Source organism: Iodidimonas gelatinilytica (assembly GCF_008579125.1).
In the GTDB taxonomy this organism is placed as follows: domain Bacteria; phylum Pseudomonadota; class Alphaproteobacteria; order Sphingomonadales; family Rhodothalassiaceae; genus Iodidimonas; species Iodidimonas muriae.
The window spans coordinates 23633-44841 of sequence record NZ_BKCL01000011.1 but is presented as its reverse complement, the minus strand read 5'-3'; the positions used below and the strand labels follow the sequence as shown (position 1 = coordinate 44841).

Genomic DNA, 21209 nt, shown 5'->3' with positions numbered 1-21209 from the left:
TTGCAACACCCTGCCCGGTGCCTTTATCAACCAATGGGAGCTTTGCAAGTGAAGGACGCTTTATGACACGGCCCTATCGCGGCATTATTCTGGCAGGCGGTTCCGGCACACGGCTTTATCCGCTGACCCGGTCTGTCAGCAAACAACTGATGCCGGTTTATGACAAGCCGATGATCTATTATCCGCTATCAACGCTGATGCTGGCGGGAATCCGCGATATCTTGATCATCACCACCCCCGAAGACCAGACGCAATTCCAGCATTTGCTTGGCGATGGATCGCAATTCGGCATTGATTTAAGCTATGCCACACAACCCGAACCGGGCGGGCTGGCGCAAGCCTTCCTGATTGGCGAGCGCTTTATCGGCAACGACCCCGTCAGCCTCATTCTTGGCGACAATATCTTTTATGGCCAAGGCTTTCGTACAGTATTGGAAACAGCCACCAAACGAGATGTCGGGGCCACTGTGTTCGGTTATTATGTCAAGGATCCCGAACGCTATGGCGTGGTGAGCTTTGATGCCGAAGGCGCGCCAGCGATATCGAAGAAAAGCCACAAAAGCCAAATCCCATTATGCGGTCACCGGGCTTTATTTCTATGACAATCAAGTGGTGGACATTGCCAAATCCATCCGGCCATCCCCCCGGGGAGAACTGGAAATCACCGATGTGAACAAGCGCTATCTGGAAGCCCGAACCCTATCGGTGGAAACGCTGGGACGCGGTTTTGCATGGCTTGATACCGGCACCCATGCCTCGCTTCTGGATGCGGCCGATTATGTCCGGGTGATAGAAGACCGGCAGGGATTGAAAATTGCCTGCCCCGAAGAAATCGCTTTCCGCATGGGCTATATCAGCGCTTCGGAGCTGGAACGCTTGGCGGCTCCTTTGCTGAAAAGCGGCTATGGCGATTATTTGATGCAAATCTTGCGCGGCGAGGGGGCACGATGAAGATTCTCCCCACCGCCTTGCCGGATGTAAAAATCATCGAGCCCAAAGTCTTTGGCGATGATCGCGGCTTCTTCATGGAAACATGGAACGCCCGACGTTTTGGCGAACTCGGCCTTCCCGACAAGTTTGTGCAAGACAATCATTCCCGCTCCACCGGCCCGGTTTTGCGCGGCTTGCATTATCAAATTGGCAAACCGCAAGGCAAATTGGTGCGCTGCATTGCCGGAGCCATTCTGGATGTGGCGGTCGATCTGCGCCGCCACTCCGCCGATTTTGGACGCTGGGTGGGGGTGGAGCTTTCGGCGGACAATCATCGGCAGCTTTGGGTGCCACAAGGCTTTGCCCATGGGTTTCTGGTGCTGGGCGACAGCGCCGAAGTTTTTTATAAATGCACCGATTTTTATGCGCCGGAGTGCGAGCGTTCGGTCATCTGGAACGATCCGGAGATTGCCATTGATTGGCCTTTGAATGGTCGCCAGCCCCTTTTATCTGCCAAGGATGCAAAGGCGCCATGCCTTGCAGATGCCGAGGTCTATCCATGAAAATAATGATCACCGGCGCACAGGGCCAATTGGGCCGGGACCTGCAAGACACCGCCCCAAAAGATATGGAAGTGGTGGCGCTGGACCGAAGCAAACTGGATATTTGCGATGCCGATGCCACCTTTCACTGCATCAACCGACACAAACCGGATCTGGTGATCAACGGGGCGGCCTATACGGCGGTGGACAAAGCGGAAACTGCATCAGAGCAGGCCTTCGCCGTCAATGAACAAGGCGCGGCCAATCTTGCCAAAGCTGTGGGCGCTTCGGGGGCAAGACTGATCCATATTTCCACCGACTTTGTGTTCGATGGCACCGCCAACAGGGCCTATACGCCCGACGCCCCCACCCATCCGCTGAATGTATATGGAACAAGCAAACGCGCCGGCGAAGAGGCTATTTTGCACCACATCCCGGATCGGGCTTTGATCGTGCGCACATCATGGCTGTATTCCGTTCATGGGACGAATTTTGTCAAAACCATGCTGAAATTGATGGCCAGCCGCGATCAGCTATCTGTGGTGGCAGACCAGCTTGGAACCCCTTGCTGGGCGAAGGGGCTGGCGCATGCTTTATGGCGCTTGGCAGAAAAACCGCAAAACGGCATTCTACATTGGAGCGATGCGGGCGTTGCAAGCTGGTATGATTTTGCCGTCGCATCATGGAAGAAGGGCTGGCGCTTGGACTGCTGGACCGTCCGGTTCCCGTCAGCCCCATCAAAAGCGTCGAGTATCCCACTCCGGCCCGTCGCCCTGCTTTTTCCGTTCTGGACAGCACAGACGGTTGGCAAAAATCCGCCACCACGCCGGTGCATTGGCGGACTTCCCTACGCCAGATGCTATGTGCCTTTTCCCGACAGTCCGCCCCATATCCACAAAAATAAACAAGGCAGGTCCATAACGGGATTAGAACGGGCTTAATCGCCCGGCGAATAGCCTCTGACCGGTCGCCAGCCCAAACGCTCCACCGACCATCCCCAAGACGCCCTGCCCGGCGCTTCGATGGTTACGGCCACGTCAAAGCGTTGCAGGGAAAAGCGCCCCGGTGCGCCGGTGGCGGCGGTGATGGTTTTCGCATCCCCAATGGGCGTGGCCTGCCAGCTCATGCGGGCATTATGGCCAAGATCGGCACGTCCTTCGGGCTGCAACATGGGATTGATGCTGGCCAGAATGGCCAAGGCGGTGCGATCCGCTCCATGCTTTGCTGCGCCCGTTCCACCGCAATCGCCGCGCGTGATGCGCTTTGCTGCAAGCCGAACAAGGCTGCCAGCGCCGTTCCCAAAATCGCAAGGGCAACCAGAACCTCAAGGATCGTGAAGCCGCCACTGCGATCTGCACCCGCCCTTTTCGCAATTCTTGAAGCGGCCATCGGGATTTGCCGCCCCCCCATCATTGCTGCTTGGGAATTCGGGTGCGAAGCTGAACCGGATCAGACAAGGAACGGTTGATCTCGTCCGTCAGATAATCGACGAACCGCTCGCGGTCTTCGGATCCCCGGATGATATAGGCGGTGATGATCACCAAAAGCTCTGTCCGCTCGATATTCAGAGAATCCACACTGAACAGGCTGCCAAGCCAGGGAATGTCTTTCAGCAGCGGAATACCCGTATCGCCGCGGGTGATGCTTTCCCGGATCAAACCGCCCAAAACGGCTGTGCCGCCATCATCAAGGGTCAATTGGGTGCTCAAATTCCGGTTGGAAATGATCGGGCTGGCAATGGCCGTATTGGGATTGGGCAAAGCGCTGGACACTTCCTGAGTGATGGTCAGATCCACCCGTCCAGTGCTGTACACCACCGGCTCGATATTGAGCAAAACACCGGTGGAGCGAAATTGCACCGACTGCAACACATCGCGGGAGCCATCACCGCTTTGCTGATCGGCTGCAGCCTGCGTGGTGATCACCGGAACATCCGACCCCACCTGAATATTCGCCGCGCCGCCTGAGCGGGCCACCAAGCGCGGCGTGGACAGCACATTCACCTGCTGGTTTTGCGCAAAAGCATTCAAGGCTGCCGACACATCGCCGCTGACAAAGCCCAGATTGAACCCGGACCCGGCAAGCCCCAAGCCGCCATCGGTGCCAAAATTCACATCGGCACCATTGGTTCCAATGGAATCCACAAAGAATTCAACGCCATAGCGCGTGTCGTCAGTCAATGTGACCTCGGCCACGGTCACTTCAATCAGCACTTCCGGCGTTGGCTGATCCAACCGCCGCAGCAATTGCAGCAGCCTTTGATAATCGCTGGCAGAGCCAGAGAAAATCAGCCGGTTGCCCTGCGGGTCCACCACCAGACTGCTGGAATTGGAGGACCGTCCCCCCGTCCGGTTCTGGGTATTTGGGCCAGCGGCACCGGATACCGGAATGTCATCCGATGCACGCAGCCGGGTATTGTCCAGCACCGCATTGGCGGTTTCGGCGATCAATGTGGCATCCGCATTTTGCACATCATAAACAAAAATCTGATCCACATCGCCCTTTTCCGCGGGCTGATCGAGAACATTCAGCCAGTAAAGCACCCGGTTGCGGGCCTCTTCTTCCTTCACGAAAATCATCAGGCTATTGGAAAAAGGAACCGGCACCAGATGAATGGGGAGAATTTGCCGGTTTCCGCTAGAGGCCTGCCACCCTTCAGATTGCAAAATGGTCTGCAATTGGGTGGCCAACTCATCGACTTGCCAGAAAATCGGTTTAAACTGCAGCACTTCGGAATCGGCAAAAGCCAGATCATCCATCGTTTCGATAATATCAAGCGCCGCATCCACATCTTCGGGCAGTCCCGACAAAATCACCGATCCTGTGGCGCTGTCATTGGTCACTTCCAAGGCACCGCCGCGGGGAAAAGCCTGCAACAAAAGATTGCGCATATTGTTGGAATCGATGGCCTTCAACTGCACAAACTGCACCACCGGACGCAAAGCTGCCGGGGTGCCCGGTCGGCTGCGAGAGCGAATGAAGCTGGGCCGTCTTTGCCGCGCACTGCTTTCGCCAATAACCACATAAAGCCCATGCTGGGCGCTGACACGGATGCCATAATCCTTCAGGGCCAAAGACACGAGGCTCAGAAAATCCGGAGCCGGAATCTCTCCCGAAGACCGCAATTGGATCACATCTTTACGCGATGCCACCTCGGGGCCGGTGGAATAGGGAACTTTCAAGATTTCGCCAAACACCACATCGATAAAGGCGGGCAAAGACAAAGGCGGCACAGAGGCATCCACCAGCCCATCGGGAATGGGCGGTGCCTCACCATCCTCTTCAGCGCGGCGATCTGTTGTCTTGACCGACGGCACAGTCTCGCGGCGCAAACGATCCTCGAAAGGCTTTTTCAGGCGCGGCGCATCATCGGCACCGCTACCAATCCGCGCATCTTGAGCCGCCTTCACTTCTGGCCGCTGGACCAGTTTCCCCAAGGTGTTTTCATCCACCTTCAGGTCGTCTTGTTTGTTTAATGTGCTACAGCTCGACAACAGCAAGCCAAATGCCACCGCTGTTGAAACAACCCGCATCCGCCCCCAAGGCGCCCCGGCACGTTCCCCCTCATATGAGATCATAGAAAAACACCACGCATTGCAGGCACCAAAAAGCCCCCTTCAACAAGGGAGAGCCGAGAATAAATCAGATTAGAACAGAGCATATCTTGTGCGTTCATTATGGTCACATCACGCGAGGGACGATAGGGCGCGGCACAGGCAGGGTCAATGTTTCTCGACCCCTTTCAAAAAGGCCGCATCGGGGATTTTAACAAATACCGGAAGATGCTGTACGGGATCGTCTTTATAGCGCACTTCGATGGCATCAAGAGTGATTGAAACGATCTCCCACCCTTCTTCCGGACTGGTGTTTTCAGACCAACCGGCAACACGGCCATCGGCATGGCGCAGATAGATCATCGGCGTCCGGTCAACCAAGGCGGCCGCGATGATATCGGGAAACGGTTTTTTTTCAGGTCCGGACAGACGCCCATCAGCGCCGTCCGCTCCCCCCGCGGCACGTCCAGCCTTCGCCGCATAGTCCTCTTCGGAAACAGCCCCGAAAGCACCGTCTTTGAGCAGCAAATGGGTCAGGCTATAAAGATCATGGCCCGCCACAGCCAGCAGCACCGCAGAGGGGGCCATGGGAGGCTGCCACGAGGATGCGGACACCATGTCGCGCCGATGGGCTGTTTGCGATGCCAGAAAAGTTCCGGCCCCCGCGATCACCCCCGCCAAAAACAAAAATCCGGCCAAAGCTAGAAGGCCGCGTAAACGCTCAACCGGCATATGCCTGCCTTTCCGCTACGCCGTTAAAGGCGGTTTTTTTGGGCGCAGCAAGGACAGAAGAGGCCGCCGTTGCCGCAGGCCGGTCCTGAGCGGATTGTGCCTGAAACGGCGCAAATCCCGAAAGCCGGACATTGGATCTGCGTTTGGAGAAATTGGCATTCACATCGCCGGGAATCAGGCGCGGTTGATGCAGCGCCATAGAAACCAGCACCATCACAATGGTCGCCTGATCGCCACGCGCCGTAAGATCAAAGCGCAAGCCACTTTGGCCATCAACGGTCAACACATCGGGGCTGACCTTGATATTGGATGCCTGCGCCCCAAGACCATTCACCAGCGCTTCCAATTCCCCTTGCACCATGGCGGCGGCAATGCCCGGTGTCGGGGCGACCCACTGGCCTTTTTGCCAATCGGCCAAAGCCCCACGCGCCTGCTTTGCCCGCGAAGCCCAAAGAGTGCCATCGTCCAGCCCCCGCAAGGAAAGCGCTTGCGCCTGTGCGGCTTGTGCGCGTCCGCTCGCCATTTGTGCCTGATCCTGCACCTGCAAATAAACCCAGAACAGCAAAAGACAGCCCAGCACCTTCAATCCCAGAAGCGTGCGATCATTGCTTTGCTGCTTAAACCAGGATTTCCAGTCGGTCATCATCTTCTCTTTAGAAAGCTACAGGGTATCTGATGCCTATATGGCAAATCGAATAACGAAGATTTTCCAAGGATGCACCTAATCGCAGCCGGCCTTTTATTGCAAGCACCATGACGCAATGATAGCCTTGGGCCCAAAGGGAATCGAATAAAAGAAACCATCCGTGCGCGTCACCACGATGATCCGGTCACCAAAGATCATCATTCAAACTGGCACAAACAATGCTAAGAGAGCGTAAAGCCACCCGCGCCATATTGAAAGCGGACAAGATTTTCGATCTTGAAACCATCGTGATCGCCCGTAAAATCATGCAGTATCCAAGATATTCCCGAAGCGTTCTATGGACCCAGCCTTATATTGCAAAGCACCGAAAAAAAACGACCCGCAGAAACATCTACGAGCCGTTTTTAGCGTGCAAGGCACACACACTTCAATTAAGCGAAGTGGGATATTTTTATGGGTCGGACACACGAGGACCATCCACAAGTTACGAGAAAGTCCGTTGAAACGCAAGGTAGAAAGTGGCTCAGAACAAGGGACTGAAGCTGGCTTCAGCCTGATGGAAATTATTGTCACACTGGCGCTGCTATCTCTGATTTCTACCATATTATTTCAATCGGTTGTCACCCAATGGTCAAATATGCAACGGGTGTCTGCCGCTTTTGATCGCGCCCAAAGCCAGCCCTTACGTGCGGCACTTTTTCGTGATGTGGCCCGTGAACTGGTGCCCGCATGGCCCAACAGCCCGGAACGCGTTTTCAATGGCGACGGGGCCGGCTTTGAAGGCATGACCTTACGTCCGCTATCTGCCGGAAACCGCAAGCTCACCGTGATAAAAGTCACACTGGAAAACGACAGCACCCCGCAAAGACTGGTGATCGACACGGGCGACGGGCAACAAACGCTGGTCGAAGGCATCGAAAATGGCCAATTCGACTATTTCGGAATGGATGGCCAATGGCATGAGGCATGGCCGCCAAAAGCCAATCCGGGAAACGGTTTTTTCCAGGATCAGGCGTTCTTCCAAACGCCCGCCCTGCCCGAAGCCATCCGCCTGCGCTTCCAGATAAGCGGCACTCCGGCCTTGTGGGTCGTCCCCCTTGAGAACCGCCACAGGCTTCCCTTTCGCCTGGAAGGCTCTTCTGCCAGTGGAGAGCTCTTTTGACAGTGGACCAAAGCCAAAAGCCCCCGCGTGAAAGATCTGCGGGCATCGTTTTGCCGATGGTGTTGGTGTTTGTTCTGGTCTTCGCCGCCATCGCCATGATCGGGGTCCGCGCCTCCCGGTCCGGACAGGCTCTTGTCTTGATGCAGCAACAAGACATTGCTGCCGAGCGGGCGCTTATGACCACCGAATCCCGCACCTTGTTTCTCTGGCTGACGGCGCAACCGCTTTTGGGGGGAATCACCTTATCCGAGGATGCAAAATTCAACGCCCTGAGCCTGCAAGACGGATTAAAGGCCCCGTCGGACGATAGCAATTTCTGGTCGGCGCGCGGCGGTATGCGTCTGGATAGCACCGGCATTGTGGTGCGCTACCAAGATACGGGCGGGCTGATTTCCCTCAATTCCAATATTGAACCGGAAATCCGGGTGCTGCTGGAAGCTTTTGACCAAAGCGGCAATGACGCCGCCCGTTTGGAAGCCCGCCTTCTTGATTATACCGATGCCAATAACAACCGCCGTTTTCTTGGGGCCGAAGCCCCCGCCTATCGCTTGCTCAACCGCCCTGCCCCCAGCCAATCGCCCTTGCGCAGTGCCATGGAAGCGCAAAATATTCTAGGCTGGGATGAAGTGCCTGTTCTCTGGCATAATGAACGGCTAATAACGGTGACCACAACAGACACCCGTTCCATCGGGCTTGTCACCGGGCTGATCGCGCCGGAAGTGCGTGCCTTGTTGACAGACAAAGTGATCGAGGAGGAATTAAACGAAAGCGACACCATGTTCGGGCGACGACAGGCCAGTCCCACAGCCCGGGCACGGTTCAGTTTCTACGCCCCTGTCACCGGTCCATCGGGGGCACGCCTTATTGAACGCATCATCGAGGTGGAGCGTCGGGCCATTGCACCGGACCGACCTTTTTACCGTTTTTTCATCGGCGAGCGCCGACAGCCGCAGGATTACAATGACGCTTCGACAATCACTGAACCACTTATTCCGTCCGGCACTTGAAGCCCTGCACGAAGACGGTCGCGTCACAGCCCTGCAAAGCGGTGGTTTTTTTGGCGGGTCTGTGCTGGTCTTGCCGCGTGCATGGTGCCGCCATCAGTTTTTCCCCGGCGATTTCCAGAACACCAAGGCTTTGCAAGCGCTGCAATTAAAGGTGCAATTCAACACCCCTTTCAAAAATCCCGGGCTGTATCTGCGCGCAGGCACATCGGGGGCCGGCGTCTGGACATGGGATCAAGATACGGTTTTCGCACATATCCCCCCGAAATCCGGCAAAAGGCTGATCCCGGAAAGCGCCTTGTTTCCCGCCATCAATGCGCCGGACAGCCAGATAAGGAGGCTTGCATGCCTCAGCGGGGTTGAAGGACAGATCTGGAAAGACGGCAGCCTGAAAACCTCACGCTGGTGGGCGCAAGAGCCCAATGCGCGGGATTGGCAGGCCTTTTTAAAAGCGGGCCGCTTGTCACCGGACAATCTGGAACAGCCCGTAAAAACCACCAAGGCCGAGATCACGACACCGCCCTTCATTGATGGGCCGCTTCTGCCTTGGCTGAAAAAAAGCATCACAGCCAATCTTGTCCCGATCGTCTTGTTGCTGTTTTTGGCCCCATTCACCTATCAACTGACACAATGGGGCGCCGCTTTATGGATGGAACGGCATTATCAAGCGCAAACGGCGCAAAAACGCCAATCGGCCCAGCCCTTATTGGCAGACCGGCGCGATGCCCTGTCGGCCATCGGCTCCATTAACACGGCCATGTCTTTGGGCGATGAAAGCCTGTTATTGCACGCCTTGATGGAATGGGTGCGCGTTCTGGACGGTTTCGAACTGGAAATCTCGCGGCTGCAATTTTCAGACAACAAGCTGGCGGTTTATGCCTCTGGAGAGGGACAAAGCAAGGCCCCACAAATTGTTGAAGCATTGGAGAACAGCCCGGTCTGGAGCGATGTCAGCCTGCAACCCTCCACCGGCAATACGGTGATCGTGCGTGGCACCCTTCATGCCTTTACCAGCCCCGAAATGGCCCCTCCACAATCCGCCGCCGACAGTGATCAAGGCTCGTGAATTAATCATCACAAACGCGCTAGCGGGTTGTCGTTTCTCGATAAAGTTCATAAATTCGCCCAAATTTGGTCTGATTTTTCTCCCCGTAGATGCACCGCCTTGACCGTGCCCATAAAGCCGAACAAGGAGGCAGAAAATACGGAAAGAAAATCACGCCGGCGATCAGGGCATGATGAAGGAGAGAAAAAGGAATATCGGGCATGACCACCATCCGGATCAACGCAACCTTGACAGGCTGCTTCATGGGGATCAAATGTCGTGCCAGATAAAGAGAAGGAAAGGGAGGGTCGCCTGACGACCGCCGTTTCAAAGGCTGGGGCGCTATGGCCAAGATTGGCTGGCATCCTGCGCTGAACAAAATATATCAACCCGGGGCCGCTTATGCGGCATCGTGGAAACCGTCCAATTGAAAAGTCCGCTTATGCGGCAACGTCTCACCATCGGGTAGACGAGAAAGGAAGATCCGTGGCCGTTCCTATCCTGCAACAGATCCGCGTGGGGAGCTACATCCTCAAGCAAAAGCTGAAAGGCAATAAGCGCTATCCGCTTGTGCTGATGCTGGAGCCTTTGTTCCGCTGCAATCTTGCCTGTGCCGGCTGCGGCAAGATCGATTATCCCGATCCAATTCTCAACAAACGCCTGTCGGTGCAAGACTGTCTGGATGCCGCCGATGAATGTGGCGCCCCCATTGTTGCCATTCCCGGTGGCGAACCATTGATCCATAAGGAAATTGGTGAAGTGGTGGCCGGATTGGTCAAACGCAAGAAATTCGTGTCCCTGTGCACCAATGCGCTGCTGCTTGAAAAGAAATTGCATCTGTTCAAGCCCTCGCCTTATCTGTTCTTCTCGGTCCATCTGGATGGCCTGCAAGAAGAGCATGATAAATCGGTATGCCAAGAAGGTGTGTTTGAAAAAGCCATCAAAGGCATCAAAGCGGCACAGGACAAAGGCTTTCAGGTCAATGTGAATGCCACCATTTTCGATGGTGCAAAACCTGAGCGCGTGGCGGCCTTCCTTGATTATGCCAAGGAAATCGGTGTGGGTGTCACCATCTCGCCGGGCTATGCCTATGAACGCGCCCCCGATCAGGAGCATTTCCTTAACCGCAAGAAAACCAAGGAATTGTTCCGCGACATTCTGGCCCTGGGCAAAGGCCGCAAATGGACGCTCAACCATTCCAGCCTGTATCTGGATTTTCTGGCGGGCAATGAAAGCTACCATTGCACCCCCTGGGGCATGCCGACCCGCAATATCTTTGGCTGGCAAAAGCCGTGCTATCTGTTGGGCGAAGGCTTTGTCTCAAGCTACAAGGAATTGATGGAAACCACCGACTGGGACACCTATGGCACTGGCAATTATGAAAAATGCGCCAACTGCATGGCCCATTGCGGTTACGAGCCAACGGCGGCCTCCGATGCCCTTGCCCATCCGCTGAAAGCCCTGATGTCAGCCCTTCGTGGTCCGCGCACCACAGGGCCGATGGCCAAAGAAATCAATATGGATAATCAACGTCCGGCCAAATACATCTTTGACAATCAGGTGCAAGACTTCATGAGCGATGTGCATGAAGACAAGGCAAAAGCATCAGCCGCGAAGGCCAAATCCGGTAAAGACGCTTTGGCCAAGACGGCCTAGAACCTTTTGGGCGGCACTGCTTTGCCGCCCTAAACGCAGCAGCTCGGGGATCATCCCCGGGCTTGCCATAAGACCGCGCAGAACCGGCCAGACACGGACACTGCCATCGGGCCTCATTCCCAACAGGGCCGCTTGCGGAATTTCCTGATCGGCAGGATCGGCAATCACCCGCAAGGCAAGGAACGGCACCCCCGCCGCACTGGCCGCCTTGGCCACGCCGAAACTTTCCATATCCACGCCCACGGCCCGGCTTTCCCGGAACAATGCCCGCTTTGCCCCCTGGCTGGCAGCAGGCACCACCGCTTCCACAAGATCCCCCGCAACCGGGTTCAATCCCTCTTGTTCCAAAACCGCCATGATCTGACGATGATGGTCAAGGGACACTGGCAAGATGCGATTTTCGGCACTCCGCACAGCGGTGGCGACAATTACCTGACCGCTGCGTAAAGCCGGATCAAGCCCGCCTGCCAATCCCATGGACAACACCATATCCACGCCCTCGTCCAAAAGGGCATTGGCCGCATCACGGGCCCGGGAACGCCCGGGACCACTGGCCTTGATCCGGACGCGGTCAAGGCAGCCAGCGGCACGCGCCATCCCTGTCAGCACCTGCGCTTCAAACACAAGGCCGGTTACAATGCCAAGTCTGGTCATGATTTTACTCGTTACACCCAATATCGCCCTCCAAAAGGAGCGCGCCGTTAGTACAGATAATCCTCGAACGCCCGGCTTGCATCGCCGTGCCAGCGCCCCTCATAGGCGGCCAACATCTCATCGGCAAGAGTGCGATTGTCCTCAACGATCTGTCGCAAGGTGCACAAGAAATGCGCTTCCGTTTCATCGGCATCATTGCGCCGGTTGCGGGCATCCAGCCCCTGTGCGGCGATGTCGAGCACATCACGGGCCAGATCGCGCAAGCTGCGATTCCCCGGCACCGGTGTTGCCAAGCCCCATTTGGGCGCATTATCGCGCAATTGGCGCATCTCATCGAAGGTCCAGTCTTTCACCAGATCCCACGCCGCCGCTTGCGCTGCGCCATCATAAAGCAAACCGGCCCACAAGGCAGGCAAGGCACAAAGCCGCGCCCAAGGCCCGCCATCGGCGCCACGCATTTCCAAAAAGGTTTTCAAGCGCACTTCTGGAAACACTGTGGTCAGATGGTCTTCCCAATCTTTCATGCAGGGCAGCAAGCCTTCATGGCCGGGCAGTTTTCCTGCCATGAAATCACGGAACGACAAGCCCGACACATCATGCATCACCCCATCGCGTTCGATGAAATACATGGGCACATCAAGGGCATAATCCACATAGCGTTCGAACCCGAAGCCCTCTTCAAACACGAAAGGCAACATGCCCGTGCGGTCGGAATCGGTATCGGTCCATACTTGCGACCGGAAAGACAAGAACCCGCTGGGTTTGCCTTCCACAAAAGGGGAATTGGCGAACAGGGCCGTTGCCAAAGGCTGCAAAGCCAAACCGATGCGGAATTTTTGCACCATATCGGCTTCCGACCCGAAATCCAGATTCACCTGGACGGTGCAGGTGCGCAGCATCATATCAAGGCCCATCGAGCCTTTTTTGGGCATATAGGCGCGCATGATATCGTAACGCGCTTTTGGCATGATGGGGATGTCGTCGCGCTTGGCGGTGGGATGAAAGCCCATCCCTAAAAAACCGATCCCCATCTCGTCGCCAATGGCTTTCACCTGCGTAAGATGGCTGTTCACCTCCCGACAGGTTTGATGAAGCGTTTCCAAAGGCGCGCCAGATAGCTCGAACTGTCCACCCGGCTCCAAGGTGATGGATGCCCCATCCTGCGCCAAAGCAATCAGGTTCTTGCCTTCATATTTCGGCGCCCAGCAAAATGCTGCAAACGCTCCAGAATAGCCCCGATCCCCCGCTCGCCTTCATAGGGAATGGGGGCGTGGCTCTTGCGATCGAACACAAATTTTTCATGTTCGGACCCAATCCGCCAGCGCTCTTTTGGCTTTATTCCCCGTTCCAATGAAGTGACGAGGTCGGCCCTGCCAAGGGGCATGTGCGCATTATCGGCCATAAAGCCTAAGCTCCGCATAGAGTGATCGACGCATCGAATTAGGCGCTGCGATCAGCTATTGCAAGTCTGTCCGCACCAATTCATAGGCAGACGCAATCAGGGACAATGCGCTGATAGCCGCCGTTTCCGCTCGTAAAATCCGCGCCCCCAAACTGACGGAACAGGTTGCCCGGTGGGCGCAAACTGCCTCGCGCTCGGCAGCAGTAAAGCCCCCTTCCGGGCCGATCAACAGTCCGCAAGGGCCTAATCCATCACCGGATTGTGAAGATTTGGCCCATAGCACAGACAACAAAAGCGGGGCAGTTCGCGCTTCATCACAAAAATAAAGCGGCCTGTCATCTGGCCATGCTTTCAAAGCCGCGTCCAAACCCGTTGGGAGGTCGATCACCGGCGTACTCAAGCGCTCGCATTGCTCCGCCGCCTCTGCCGCGATGGACAAAAAGCGCTCCATTTTCACCCGGTCCGTATTGGTGCGCTCGGTGATCACCGGTATGAGTCGCGCCACCCCGAGCTCGGTGGCCTTTTCGACAATCAGGTCTGTTTTGGCGCGCTTTACCGGTGCGAAAAGTAGTGTCAGCCCCGGCAATGCCGGATCAAGGGATTGCGGCCGCGTTTGCCCTTCAACCATCAACTGCGCGGATTTGCGGTCGGCCTTGACAAGCCGCGCCAGCCATTCCCCGTCGCGGCCATTGAACAGCAAGACAGTTGCCCCCACGGCCAGCCGCATCACAGACACCAGATAATGCGCCTGCTCCCGCCCCAAAATTATGGTGCGCTGGGTCAAAAGGTCGTCCGCGACATATAGTCGGATATGCGATGCTTTTTTGCTCATCAAGGATGCCTGCCGTTTCAAATGCGCGGCGTCAAGCCCGTGGGTTCTGTACTTCGCACACAGGCGCGGTTAGCATCCTTTCCGAAATATAAAGAAAGGGGCACACAATGCGCATGCTGATCCTTGTTTTCGGGCTTTTCCTGATGCTTCAAGCGCCAAGGCCCACACCATCATCCACGCTGGAACCGTGATTACCGATCCACGGGAAACGCCAATACAGGAACAATCGATCATCATTGCCGATGGCAAGATCGAACGGATCGAAGCGGGCTATGTCAAAGGCGACCCCGCCCATGACACGGTGATCGACCTTAGATCCGCCACGGTGCTGCCCGGCCTGATCGACATGCACACCCATATCCTGTTCGAGCTGAGCCCCACTTCCGCCCTTCAACGCCTGAAGATGAGCACCACCGATGCCGCCATGCAAGGCGCCCTATACGCAAAGCGCACCTTGGATGCGGGCTTTACCACCGTCCGCGATCTGGGCGATGAGCCAGAAGCCATTTACGGCCTGCGCGATGCCATCCACAAAGGCTATGTGGCCGGTCCGCGCATCATTGCGGCGGGCAACAGCATATCCGGCACCGGCGGCCATGCGGATGTGGATGCTATAATGCCGAGATCGTTCATATGCTTACCCCCGATACCATTTGCGATGGCCCCTATGATTGCCGCAGGGCTGTGCGCGAAACGGTGAAATACGGGGCGGATGTGATCAAGATCACCTCCACCGGCGGCGTGCTTTCAGATTCCGCCACCGGCCTGATGCAGCAGATGAAAGACGACGAAATCGCCGAGATCATCTCCACCGCCCATTCCATGGGCCGCAAAGTGGCCGCCCATGCCCATGGGGCCGATGGCATCAATGCCGCCTTGGAAGCCGGTATCGATTCCATCGAACATGGCTCCATGCTGGATGAACGCTCCATCGCCCTGTTCAAGGAAAGCGGGGCCTATCTGGTGCCCACCTTGCTGGCCGGGAAAACCGTGGTGGATAAAATCCGCGAACAGAATTTCCTCCCCCCCGCCATCCGCGAAAAGGCATTGGGCCTGCCGCCCATTGTGATGGAAAATGTCGGGAAAGCCTATAAAGCCGGCGTGAAAATCGCTTTCGGTACCGATAGCGGCGTGTCGGCCCATGGCACCAATGCGCAGGAATTTCTGTTGATGCGCGATCTGGGCATGAGCAACAGCGAAATGATCGCAGCCGCCACGGTGAATGCCGCCGATCTTTTGGGGATGAGCGATCGTCTGGGAACGCTGGCACCGGGCAAAGAGGCCGATATCATTGCCGTATCCACCAACCCTTTGGAAAATATCGAAGCCCTGTTGGATGTGGGCTTTGTGATGGGCGCAGGACGGGTGGCGAAAAACACCTTCTGATCCTGACCCATGATATATTGCGTGCGTCCTCTAACAGAAAGCCTTGCCATGCCCGGCTCATCGCGTCTTCGTCGTTCCGTTCTCTATATGCCCGGTGCCAACAGCCGGGCGTTGGAAAAGGCCCGCACCCTGCCCTGCGACGGGGTCATCCTTGATCTTGAAGATGCGGTGGCTCCCGATGCCAAGGCCAAGGCCCGCCAGCAAATTGCCGAGGCATTGACCGCAGGCGGCTATGGAACACGGGAAGTGGTCGTGCGCATCAACAGCCTTGATGGCCCATGGGGGCGCGAGGATCTGGCCGCCTTCGCATCGCGCCGTCCCGATGCGATCTTGTTGCCAAAGGTGGAAAGCCCGCAGCAGCTTTGTGATCTCGATCAGGCCATGAAAAAGTTGGGCTATGATCGGGAAACGGCCATCTGGGCGATGATGGAAACCCCGCGCGGCATTTTGGCGGCAGATAGAATCGCGGCAGGAACCGACCGTTTGGCGTGCTTTGTGATGGGCACAAATGATCTGGCAAAAGACTTGCGCCTTGCCCCCACCCCCGCCCGCGAAGGCTTTGCCACCAGTTTCGGTCTGGCCTTGCTGGCGGCCCGCGCCTTTGGGCTGGCTATTCTGGATGGGGTTTACGGCGATTTGCAGGATGCAGAGGCTTTGAACAGGAATGTCGCCAAGGTGTCATGCTGGGATTTGATGGCAAAACACTGGTGCATCCCAAACAGATCGGCCCGGCCAATGATCTGTTCCGCCCCTCGGCAGACGCCATCGCCCACGCCACACGCATGTTGGCCGCATGGAAAGACGCCGAAGCGCAAGGCAAAGGGGTGGCAACGCTGGACGGCAAAATGATCGAGCATCTGCATATCCAGGATGCCCAACGCCTGCTCGCCCTCGACCATGCCATCAAAACACGGGGGTAAGGAGACAATCCAGTCCCCATCCCTGCGTCACCCCCGGACGTGATCCGGGGGTCCAGTGCGGCGGGGCCGGGGTGCCCCATCAACAAAGAACTGGATTCCCGGGTCAAGCCCGGGAATGACATTAGAAGGGCCGGCCTTGCGACAGAAGGGCGTGGCGTTGCAACATAGACCGGATTCCGGGGAAAAGTTTGGGCATGGCGGTGCAGTATTATCTCCCCCATTTTGGGCAAGATTGCTCTGCATTAAATACGCAATTCGTAACGGCCCAAATGAACCATTAATTTCTATTCAGAAATAGATAGAAACCTTAATAACATGCAAACCTACTTAAAGATGAATCATTAGACTAAATATTAATTTGACCCGATTTTGGATACGGGCCACTCTTAACCACTCTGAGAAAATATAAGGAAATCTCTGTATGGAACAAATGGCAGCATGGGAGCGTAAATGGTGCACACGCCCAGAAGAATTCTCAAATAAACCTGGAGACAAGCGCAACGAATATGAAACGGACTATGCCCGAGTGATTCACTCTTCATCATTTCGGCGATTACAAGGAAAAACTCAGATTCTGAACTTAGGAGATAGCGACTTTTACCGTACACGCTTGACACATTCCATGGAAGTTTCTCAAGTCGCTTGCGGAATAATACAGAACCTCTCCAGAAGTAAGGAATTTAATTATTTAAATAAATACATTCCTTCGCAAACATTGATGCAAACAATTTGCCTTGTTCATGATCTAGGCCACCCACCTTTTGGACATGGCGGTGAAATTGCACTTAATTATTGTATGAAAGATAATGGTGGATTTGAAGGCAATGGACAAACACTTCGTATATTATCAAAACTTGAAAAATTTTCTGAAAACTCCGGGTCAAATTTAACGAGAAGATCTTATATCGGGATACTTAAATATCCGGCGCCATACTCTAAAGTAAAAAATAATTATCCGCAACTAAAATATACTACCTCTGGTGGAAAATTACTTGATATAAAAAACAGCAAACCTCCAAAGTGCTATTTAGATACAGAAGAAAAATTTGTAGAATGGTTATTAAGAGAGTTATCAGAAAAAGATAGAGAGGAATTCATAAAGACAAAAAAAAATGAAGATGGAAAAATAAAGACAATACATAAATCCTTTGATTGTTCAATAATGGAGCTTGCTGATGATATTTCTTATGGTGTGCATGATTTAGAAGATGCTATCGCTCTCAAACTTGTAAATTTCGACGAATTTTTATGTCAATTGAAAGAAACTGGAGAGCATTTCACAAGATACCTTTCCTCTAAATACGAAGGAGAATTTGATGGCTTTGATATTAGCAAATATGCAACAAAACTTTTTGATAACGATGGAAAAATCAGAAAAAGACAAATAAGTCGAATGGTAAATTACTTCTTATCTTTTATAGAAATAGGAAATTTTTGCGATAAATTTGATGACCCAATGCTATGTTTTCGCGTCTCACTCCCCCTCGAACAACGCAAATTTCTTGATTCACTCCAAGAATTTGTTGTTAACAATGTGATAAAAAGCCCAAATGTCCAACATTTAGAATTTAAGGGACAGCAAATGGTTATTCAGGTTTTTGATACCTTCATGCACGACCCAAAGAGATTTTTGCCTACGGCTACTTATAAGAAATTCGAAGAAAATGACAAAGATAGCAGAATTATTTGTGATCATATTGCAGGTATGACAGATTCATATCTCTTAAAAATTTTTGAACGCTTATATAGCCCGCGCATGGGGTCTGTATTTGACCAACTTTGAACATTACTTGATATAGACACCTCCTGCTTTGGTGACTAAAACAAAGTAAGCGATTAACAGCGGGGCGGAATGGATGATCGCCCCAAATTGCTCGGCTAAAAACATAGGATTGCCCCCATTTTGGGCAAGATTGCCCTGCTCACGCAATCGCGCCTTGCACCATCGCCCTCTGGCCGTTACACCAAAGTGCAACCGTTTTTAATGTGCCCCTCAAGGCCTTTATCTTCATCCATGAAACCTTTAGCCTTTCTGGCTATGGTTTCGTTTCTTATCGTTGCCGCGTAAGGTTTTCGCCCAAGAATACGCGCAGGAACATATGCGTTCAGGGAGCTTGCTGATGGCCAGCACACATCGTCCTTTATCTCCGCATCTGCAAATCTGGCGGTGGGGCCTGCATATGGGCCTTTCCATTTCCCACCGTGTAACCGGATCGGGCAATGCCGTTGGTGCCCTTATCCTTGTCTGGGGATTTTGCGCCCTTGCCACCGGGCCGGAAGCCTTTGCCTTCTTCATGGATGTGATGACCAGCCTTTTGGGCCGCATCGTTTTGTTCGGCGTCACCTTATCGGTGATGCTGCATTTGTGCACCGGCGTTCGCCATCTGATTATGGATAGCGGGCGCGGGCTGGACATTGAAACCAACCGCAAGCTTGGCTATGCGGCCATTTTTGCCGCGATTGTGCTTACGCTGGGCCTGTGGGGTGGCACCTACTGGTTCGCTGGCGCATTGTAAGAGGGAGGCAGATCATGTCGAAATTCCGCACGCCGATCTCGAAAGTTCGCGGCTTTGGCTCGGCTAAATCCGGCGCAGTGCATTGGTGGCACCAAAAAATGACCGCCATTGCCAATCTTTTTCTTGTTTTGTGGTTTGCCTTCTCGATCATGTCGCTGGGCGGGGCCGATTACGCCACCTTTATCTGGTGGGTACGCGACCCTCTCGTGACAGTGCTTTTGGTCCTGATGATCGCAAGCCTGTTTTATCATTTCCGGTTGGGCCTGCAGGTGGTGATCGAAGATTATGTGCATAATGAGGGGACGAAAGCCGTCAGCCTCATTGCGCTCAACCTTGTCACCGCCGGATTGGCCTTGCTCGGCATCCTGTCTGTTCTCAAAGTGTCTTTCGGGGGATGACGCCCATGTCCGCTGCCTATCCGATTATCGATCACACATTTGATGCCGTGGTGGTCGGCGCTGGGGGCTCCGGCCTGCGCGCCACCATGGGTATTTCGCAAGCCGGCCTGAAAACCGCCTGCATCACCAAGGTGTTTCCCACCCGGTCCCATACCGTGGCCGCACAGGGCGGCATTGCCGCAGCCCTTGGCAATATGGGCGACGATGCCTGGCAGTGGCATGCCTATGACACCGTCAAAGGCTCGGACTGGCTGGGCGATCAGGATGCCATCGAGTATCTGTGCCGCGAAGCCCCCAAGGCCGTTTACGAACTTGAACATTTCGGCGTGCCCTTTTCGCGCACCGAAGAAGGCAAGATTTACCAGCGCGCCTTTGGCGGCATGACCACGAAATATGGTGAAGGCCCGCCCGCACAGCGCACCTGTGCCGCCGCTGACCGTACCGGCCATGCCATGCTGCATGCGCTTTATCAGCAAAGCCTGAAAAACAAGACCGACTTTTTCATCGAATATTTCGCCATCGATCTGATCATGGACGACGAAGGCCAGTGCCGGGGCGTGATTGCCATCTGCATGGAAGATGGCTCGATCCATCGCTTCCAGTCCCATGCGGTGGTATTGGCAACCGGCGGTTATGGCCGGGCGTTCTTCTCGGCCACATCGGCCCATACCTGCACCGGCGACGGCGGCGGCATGGTGCTGCGGGCAGGCCTTGCGCTTCAGGATATGGAATTCGTGCAATTCCATCCCACCGGCGTTTATGGCGCGGGCGTTCTGATCACCGAAGGGGCGCGCGGCGAAGGCGGCTATCTCACCAATTCCAAGGGTGAGCGCTTCATGGAACGCTATGCGCCTTCGGCCAAGGATCTGGCCAGCCGCGATGTGGTGTCGCGCTCTATGGCACAGGAAATCCGTGAAGGCCGCGGCGTAGGCGATGAAGGGGATCATATGCATCTGCATCTGGACCATCTTGATCCTGCAATCCTTGCCGAACGCCTGCCCGGTATTTCAGAATCTGCCAAGATTTTTGCCGGTGTGGATGTGCGCAAGGAACCGATCCCCGTGGTGCCCACCGTGCATTACAATATGGGCGGCATTCCCACCAATTATCATGGCGAAGTGGTGAACCCAACCTCTGGCGACCCTGACCGCGTGGTGCCCGGCCTGTTTGCTGTGGGCGAAGCGGCGTGTGTTTCCGTGCATGGTGCCAATCGTCTTGGCTCCAATTCGCTGATCGACCTTGTGGTGTTTGGTCGTGCCACCGCGTTCCGCGTGGCCGAAACGGTGAAAGCCAACACCAACCACAAGCCCTTGCCGAAAAACAGTACCGAAATGGCTCTGGGACGTCTGGATCATTTCCGCAATGCCAATGGCGGCTCGCCCACCCCTGAAGTGCGCTTGCATATGCAAAAAACCATGCAGGCCAATTGCGGCGTGTTCCGCACCGAGGAGGTGCTGCAAGAGGGCAAGGTGAAGATGGACGAGGTCTATGCTCGTATGGACGATCTGCATGTCTCTGACCGCTCGTTGATCTGGAATTCCGATCTCATTGAAACGCTGGAGCTGGACAATCTTATCGGTCAGGCGATGGTCACCATGCATTGCGCGGAAAACCGCCATGAATCACGCGGCGCGCACATGCATGAAGATTATCCCAAGCGCAATGACGACGAATGGATGAAGCATACGGTGACACGCTTTACCGATGGTAAGGTGAGCATCGATTACCGCCCCGTGCACGACTATACGTTATCGGACGAATTTGAATATGTGAAGCCGAAGGAACGCGTCTACTAATCCCGCGCAAATTCTGGCTGAATGAGGACGAGAC

18 protein-coding genes and 4 pseudogenes are annotated in these 21209 nt (G+C 54.9%); 14 read left to right on the top strand and 8 right to left on the bottom strand.

The window, feature by feature from the left end; translation table 11 throughout:
• Positions 1–62 precede the first annotated feature (62 nt).
• The 3 genes and pseudogenes from rfbA to rfbD all read left to right on the top strand — a co-directional run bounded on the left by rfbA (position 63) and on the right by rfbD (position 2376).
• Positions 63–951 (top strand): annotated as a pseudogene (rfbA, locus tag JCM17844_RS12000) (glucose-1-phosphate thymidylyltransferase RfbA).
• On the top strand, positions 948–1493 hold the full coding sequence (rfbC, locus tag JCM17844_RS11995) for a dTDP-4-dehydrorhamnose 3,5-epimerase (RefSeq protein WP_150001173.1): 546 nt from the start codon (positions 948–950) through the stop codon (positions 1491–1493). Before rfbA ends, rfbC begins: the two are co-directional and overlap by 4 nt.
• Positions 1490–2376 (top strand): annotated as a pseudogene (gene rfbD, locus JCM17844_RS11990) (dTDP-4-dehydrorhamnose reductase). Before rfbC ends, rfbD begins: the two are co-directional and overlap by 4 nt.
• Before the next feature lie 33 nt (positions 2377–2409).
• On the opposite strand, the gene JCM17844_RS11985 reads toward rfbD, so the two are convergent.
• From JCM17844_RS11985 to JCM17844_RS11965, 5 genes are all read right to left on the bottom strand, one after another.
• Positions 2410–2670 (bottom strand): hypothetical protein, encoded by a 261-nt coding sequence (locus JCM17844_RS11985; protein WP_210431926.1) that lies wholly within the window; start codon positions 2668–2670, stop codon positions 2410–2412.
• Positions 2595–2861: a type IV pilus modification PilV family protein gene (locus JCM17844_RS17375; RefSeq protein WP_210431907.1), complete on the bottom strand. Its 267-nt coding sequence runs from the start codon at positions 2859–2861 to the stop codon at positions 2595–2597. The genes JCM17844_RS11985 and JCM17844_RS17375 overlap by 76 nt, the downstream gene beginning before the upstream one ends.
• A 20-nt stretch (positions 2862–2881) precedes the next feature.
• Complete coding sequence (locus tag JCM17844_RS11975; protein ID WP_150001170.1) at positions 2882–5050, bottom strand: secretin GspD/PilQ domain-containing protein; 2169 nt, start codon at positions 5048–5050, stop codon at positions 2882–2884.
• Positions 5051–5194: 144 nt separating this feature from the next.
• The gene (locus JCM17844_RS11970; RefSeq protein ID WP_150001169.1) at positions 5195–5758 is read right to left on the bottom strand and encodes a hypothetical protein; all 564 of its coding nucleotides are present in this window, start codon (positions 5756–5758) and stop codon (positions 5195–5197) included.
• Positions 5748–6401, bottom strand: a complete 654-nt coding sequence (locus tag JCM17844_RS11965; RefSeq protein ID WP_150001168.1) for a hypothetical protein — start codon at positions 6399–6401, stop codon at positions 5748–5750. The genes JCM17844_RS11970 and JCM17844_RS11965 overlap by 11 nt, the downstream gene beginning before the upstream one ends.
• A gap of 502 nt (positions 6402–6903) precedes the next feature.
• Between JCM17844_RS11965 and JCM17844_RS11960 the strand changes: the two genes are divergently transcribed.
• From JCM17844_RS11960 to hpnH, 4 genes are all read left to right on the top strand, one after another.
• Positions 6904–7566, top strand: a complete 663-nt coding sequence (locus JCM17844_RS11960) for a prepilin-type N-terminal cleavage/methylation domain-containing protein (protein WP_210431906.1) — start codon at positions 6904–6906, stop codon at positions 7564–7566.
• Positions 7563–8573 carry a general secretion pathway protein GspK gene (locus tag JCM17844_RS11955; protein ID WP_150001166.1) on the top strand — a complete coding sequence of 337 codons (1011 nt, stop codon included), beginning with the start codon at positions 7563–7565 and terminating at the stop codon, positions 8571–8573. Before JCM17844_RS11960 ends, JCM17844_RS11955 begins: the two co-directional genes overlap by 4 nt.
• Positions 8527–9636, top strand: a complete 1110-nt coding sequence (locus tag JCM17844_RS11950; RefSeq protein WP_150001165.1) for a hypothetical protein — start codon at positions 8527–8529, stop codon at positions 9634–9636. Before JCM17844_RS11955 ends, JCM17844_RS11950 begins: the two co-directional genes overlap by 47 nt.
• A gap of 465 nt (positions 9637–10101) precedes the next feature.
• Positions 10102–11271 (top strand): adenosyl-hopene transferase HpnH, encoded by a 1170-nt coding sequence (gene hpnH / locus JCM17844_RS11945; protein ID WP_150001164.1) that lies wholly within the window; start codon positions 10102–10104, stop codon positions 11269–11271.
• Here hpnH and JCM17844_RS11940 read toward each other — a convergent pair.
• The 3 genes and pseudogenes from JCM17844_RS11940 to JCM17844_RS11930 all read right to left on the bottom strand — a co-directional run bounded on the left by JCM17844_RS11940 (position 11221) and on the right by JCM17844_RS11930 (position 14159).
• Entirely contained in the window at positions 11221–11925 is a 705-nt protein-coding gene (locus JCM17844_RS11940; protein ID WP_150001163.1) for a phosphorylase family protein, read from the bottom strand. The genes hpnH and JCM17844_RS11940 overlap by 51 nt on opposite strands.
• 47 nt (positions 11926–11972) lie before the next feature.
• Positions 11973–13327: pseudogene (locus tag JCM17844_RS11935) on the bottom strand (glutamate--cysteine ligase).
• 55 nt (positions 13328–13382) lie between these two features.
• On the bottom strand, positions 13383–14159 hold the full coding sequence (locus JCM17844_RS11930) for a 16S rRNA (uracil(1498)-N(3))-methyltransferase (RefSeq protein ID WP_150001162.1): 777 nt from the start codon (positions 14157–14159) through the stop codon (positions 13383–13385).
• 187 nt (positions 14160–14346) lie between these two features.
• Between JCM17844_RS11930 and JCM17844_RS15295 the strand changes: the two genes are divergently transcribed.
• The 7 genes and pseudogenes from JCM17844_RS15295 (at position 14347) to sdhA (ending at position 21175) form a co-directional block, all read left to right on the top strand.
• Positions 14347–14859, top strand: a complete 513-nt coding sequence (locus tag JCM17844_RS15295; protein ID WP_210431905.1) for an amidohydrolase family protein — start codon at positions 14347–14349, stop codon at positions 14857–14859.
• Positions 14793–15545 (top strand): amidohydrolase family protein, encoded by a 753-nt coding sequence (locus JCM17844_RS15290; protein WP_210431904.1) that lies wholly within the window; start codon positions 14793–14795, stop codon positions 15543–15545. Before JCM17844_RS15295 ends, JCM17844_RS15290 begins: the two co-directional genes overlap by 67 nt.
• Before the next feature lie 48 nt (positions 15546–15593).
• Positions 15594–16465, top strand: a pseudogene (locus tag JCM17844_RS11920) (HpcH/HpaI aldolase/citrate lyase family protein).
• A 421-nt stretch (positions 16466–16886) separates the two neighbouring features.
• The gene (locus JCM17844_RS11915; protein ID WP_210431903.1) at positions 16887–18248 is read left to right on the top strand and encodes an anti-phage deoxyguanosine triphosphatase; all 1362 of its coding nucleotides are present in this window, start codon (positions 16887–16889) and stop codon (positions 18246–18248) included.
• A gap of 337 nt (positions 18249–18585) precedes the next feature.
• Complete coding sequence (gene sdhC / locus JCM17844_RS11910) at positions 18586–18981, top strand: succinate dehydrogenase, cytochrome b556 subunit (protein WP_150001161.1); 396 nt, start codon at positions 18586–18588, stop codon at positions 18979–18981.
• A gap of 14 nt (positions 18982–18995) precedes the next feature.
• Positions 18996–19379 (top strand): succinate dehydrogenase, hydrophobic membrane anchor protein, encoded by a 384-nt coding sequence (gene sdhD / locus JCM17844_RS11905; protein WP_150001160.1) that lies wholly within the window; start codon positions 18996–18998, stop codon positions 19377–19379.
• 5 nt (positions 19380–19384) lie between these two features.
• Positions 19385–21175 (top strand): succinate dehydrogenase flavoprotein subunit, encoded by a 1791-nt coding sequence (gene sdhA, locus JCM17844_RS11900; RefSeq protein WP_150001159.1) that lies wholly within the window; start codon positions 19385–19387, stop codon positions 21173–21175.
• The last annotated feature ends 34 nt before the right edge of the window (positions 21176–21209 follow it).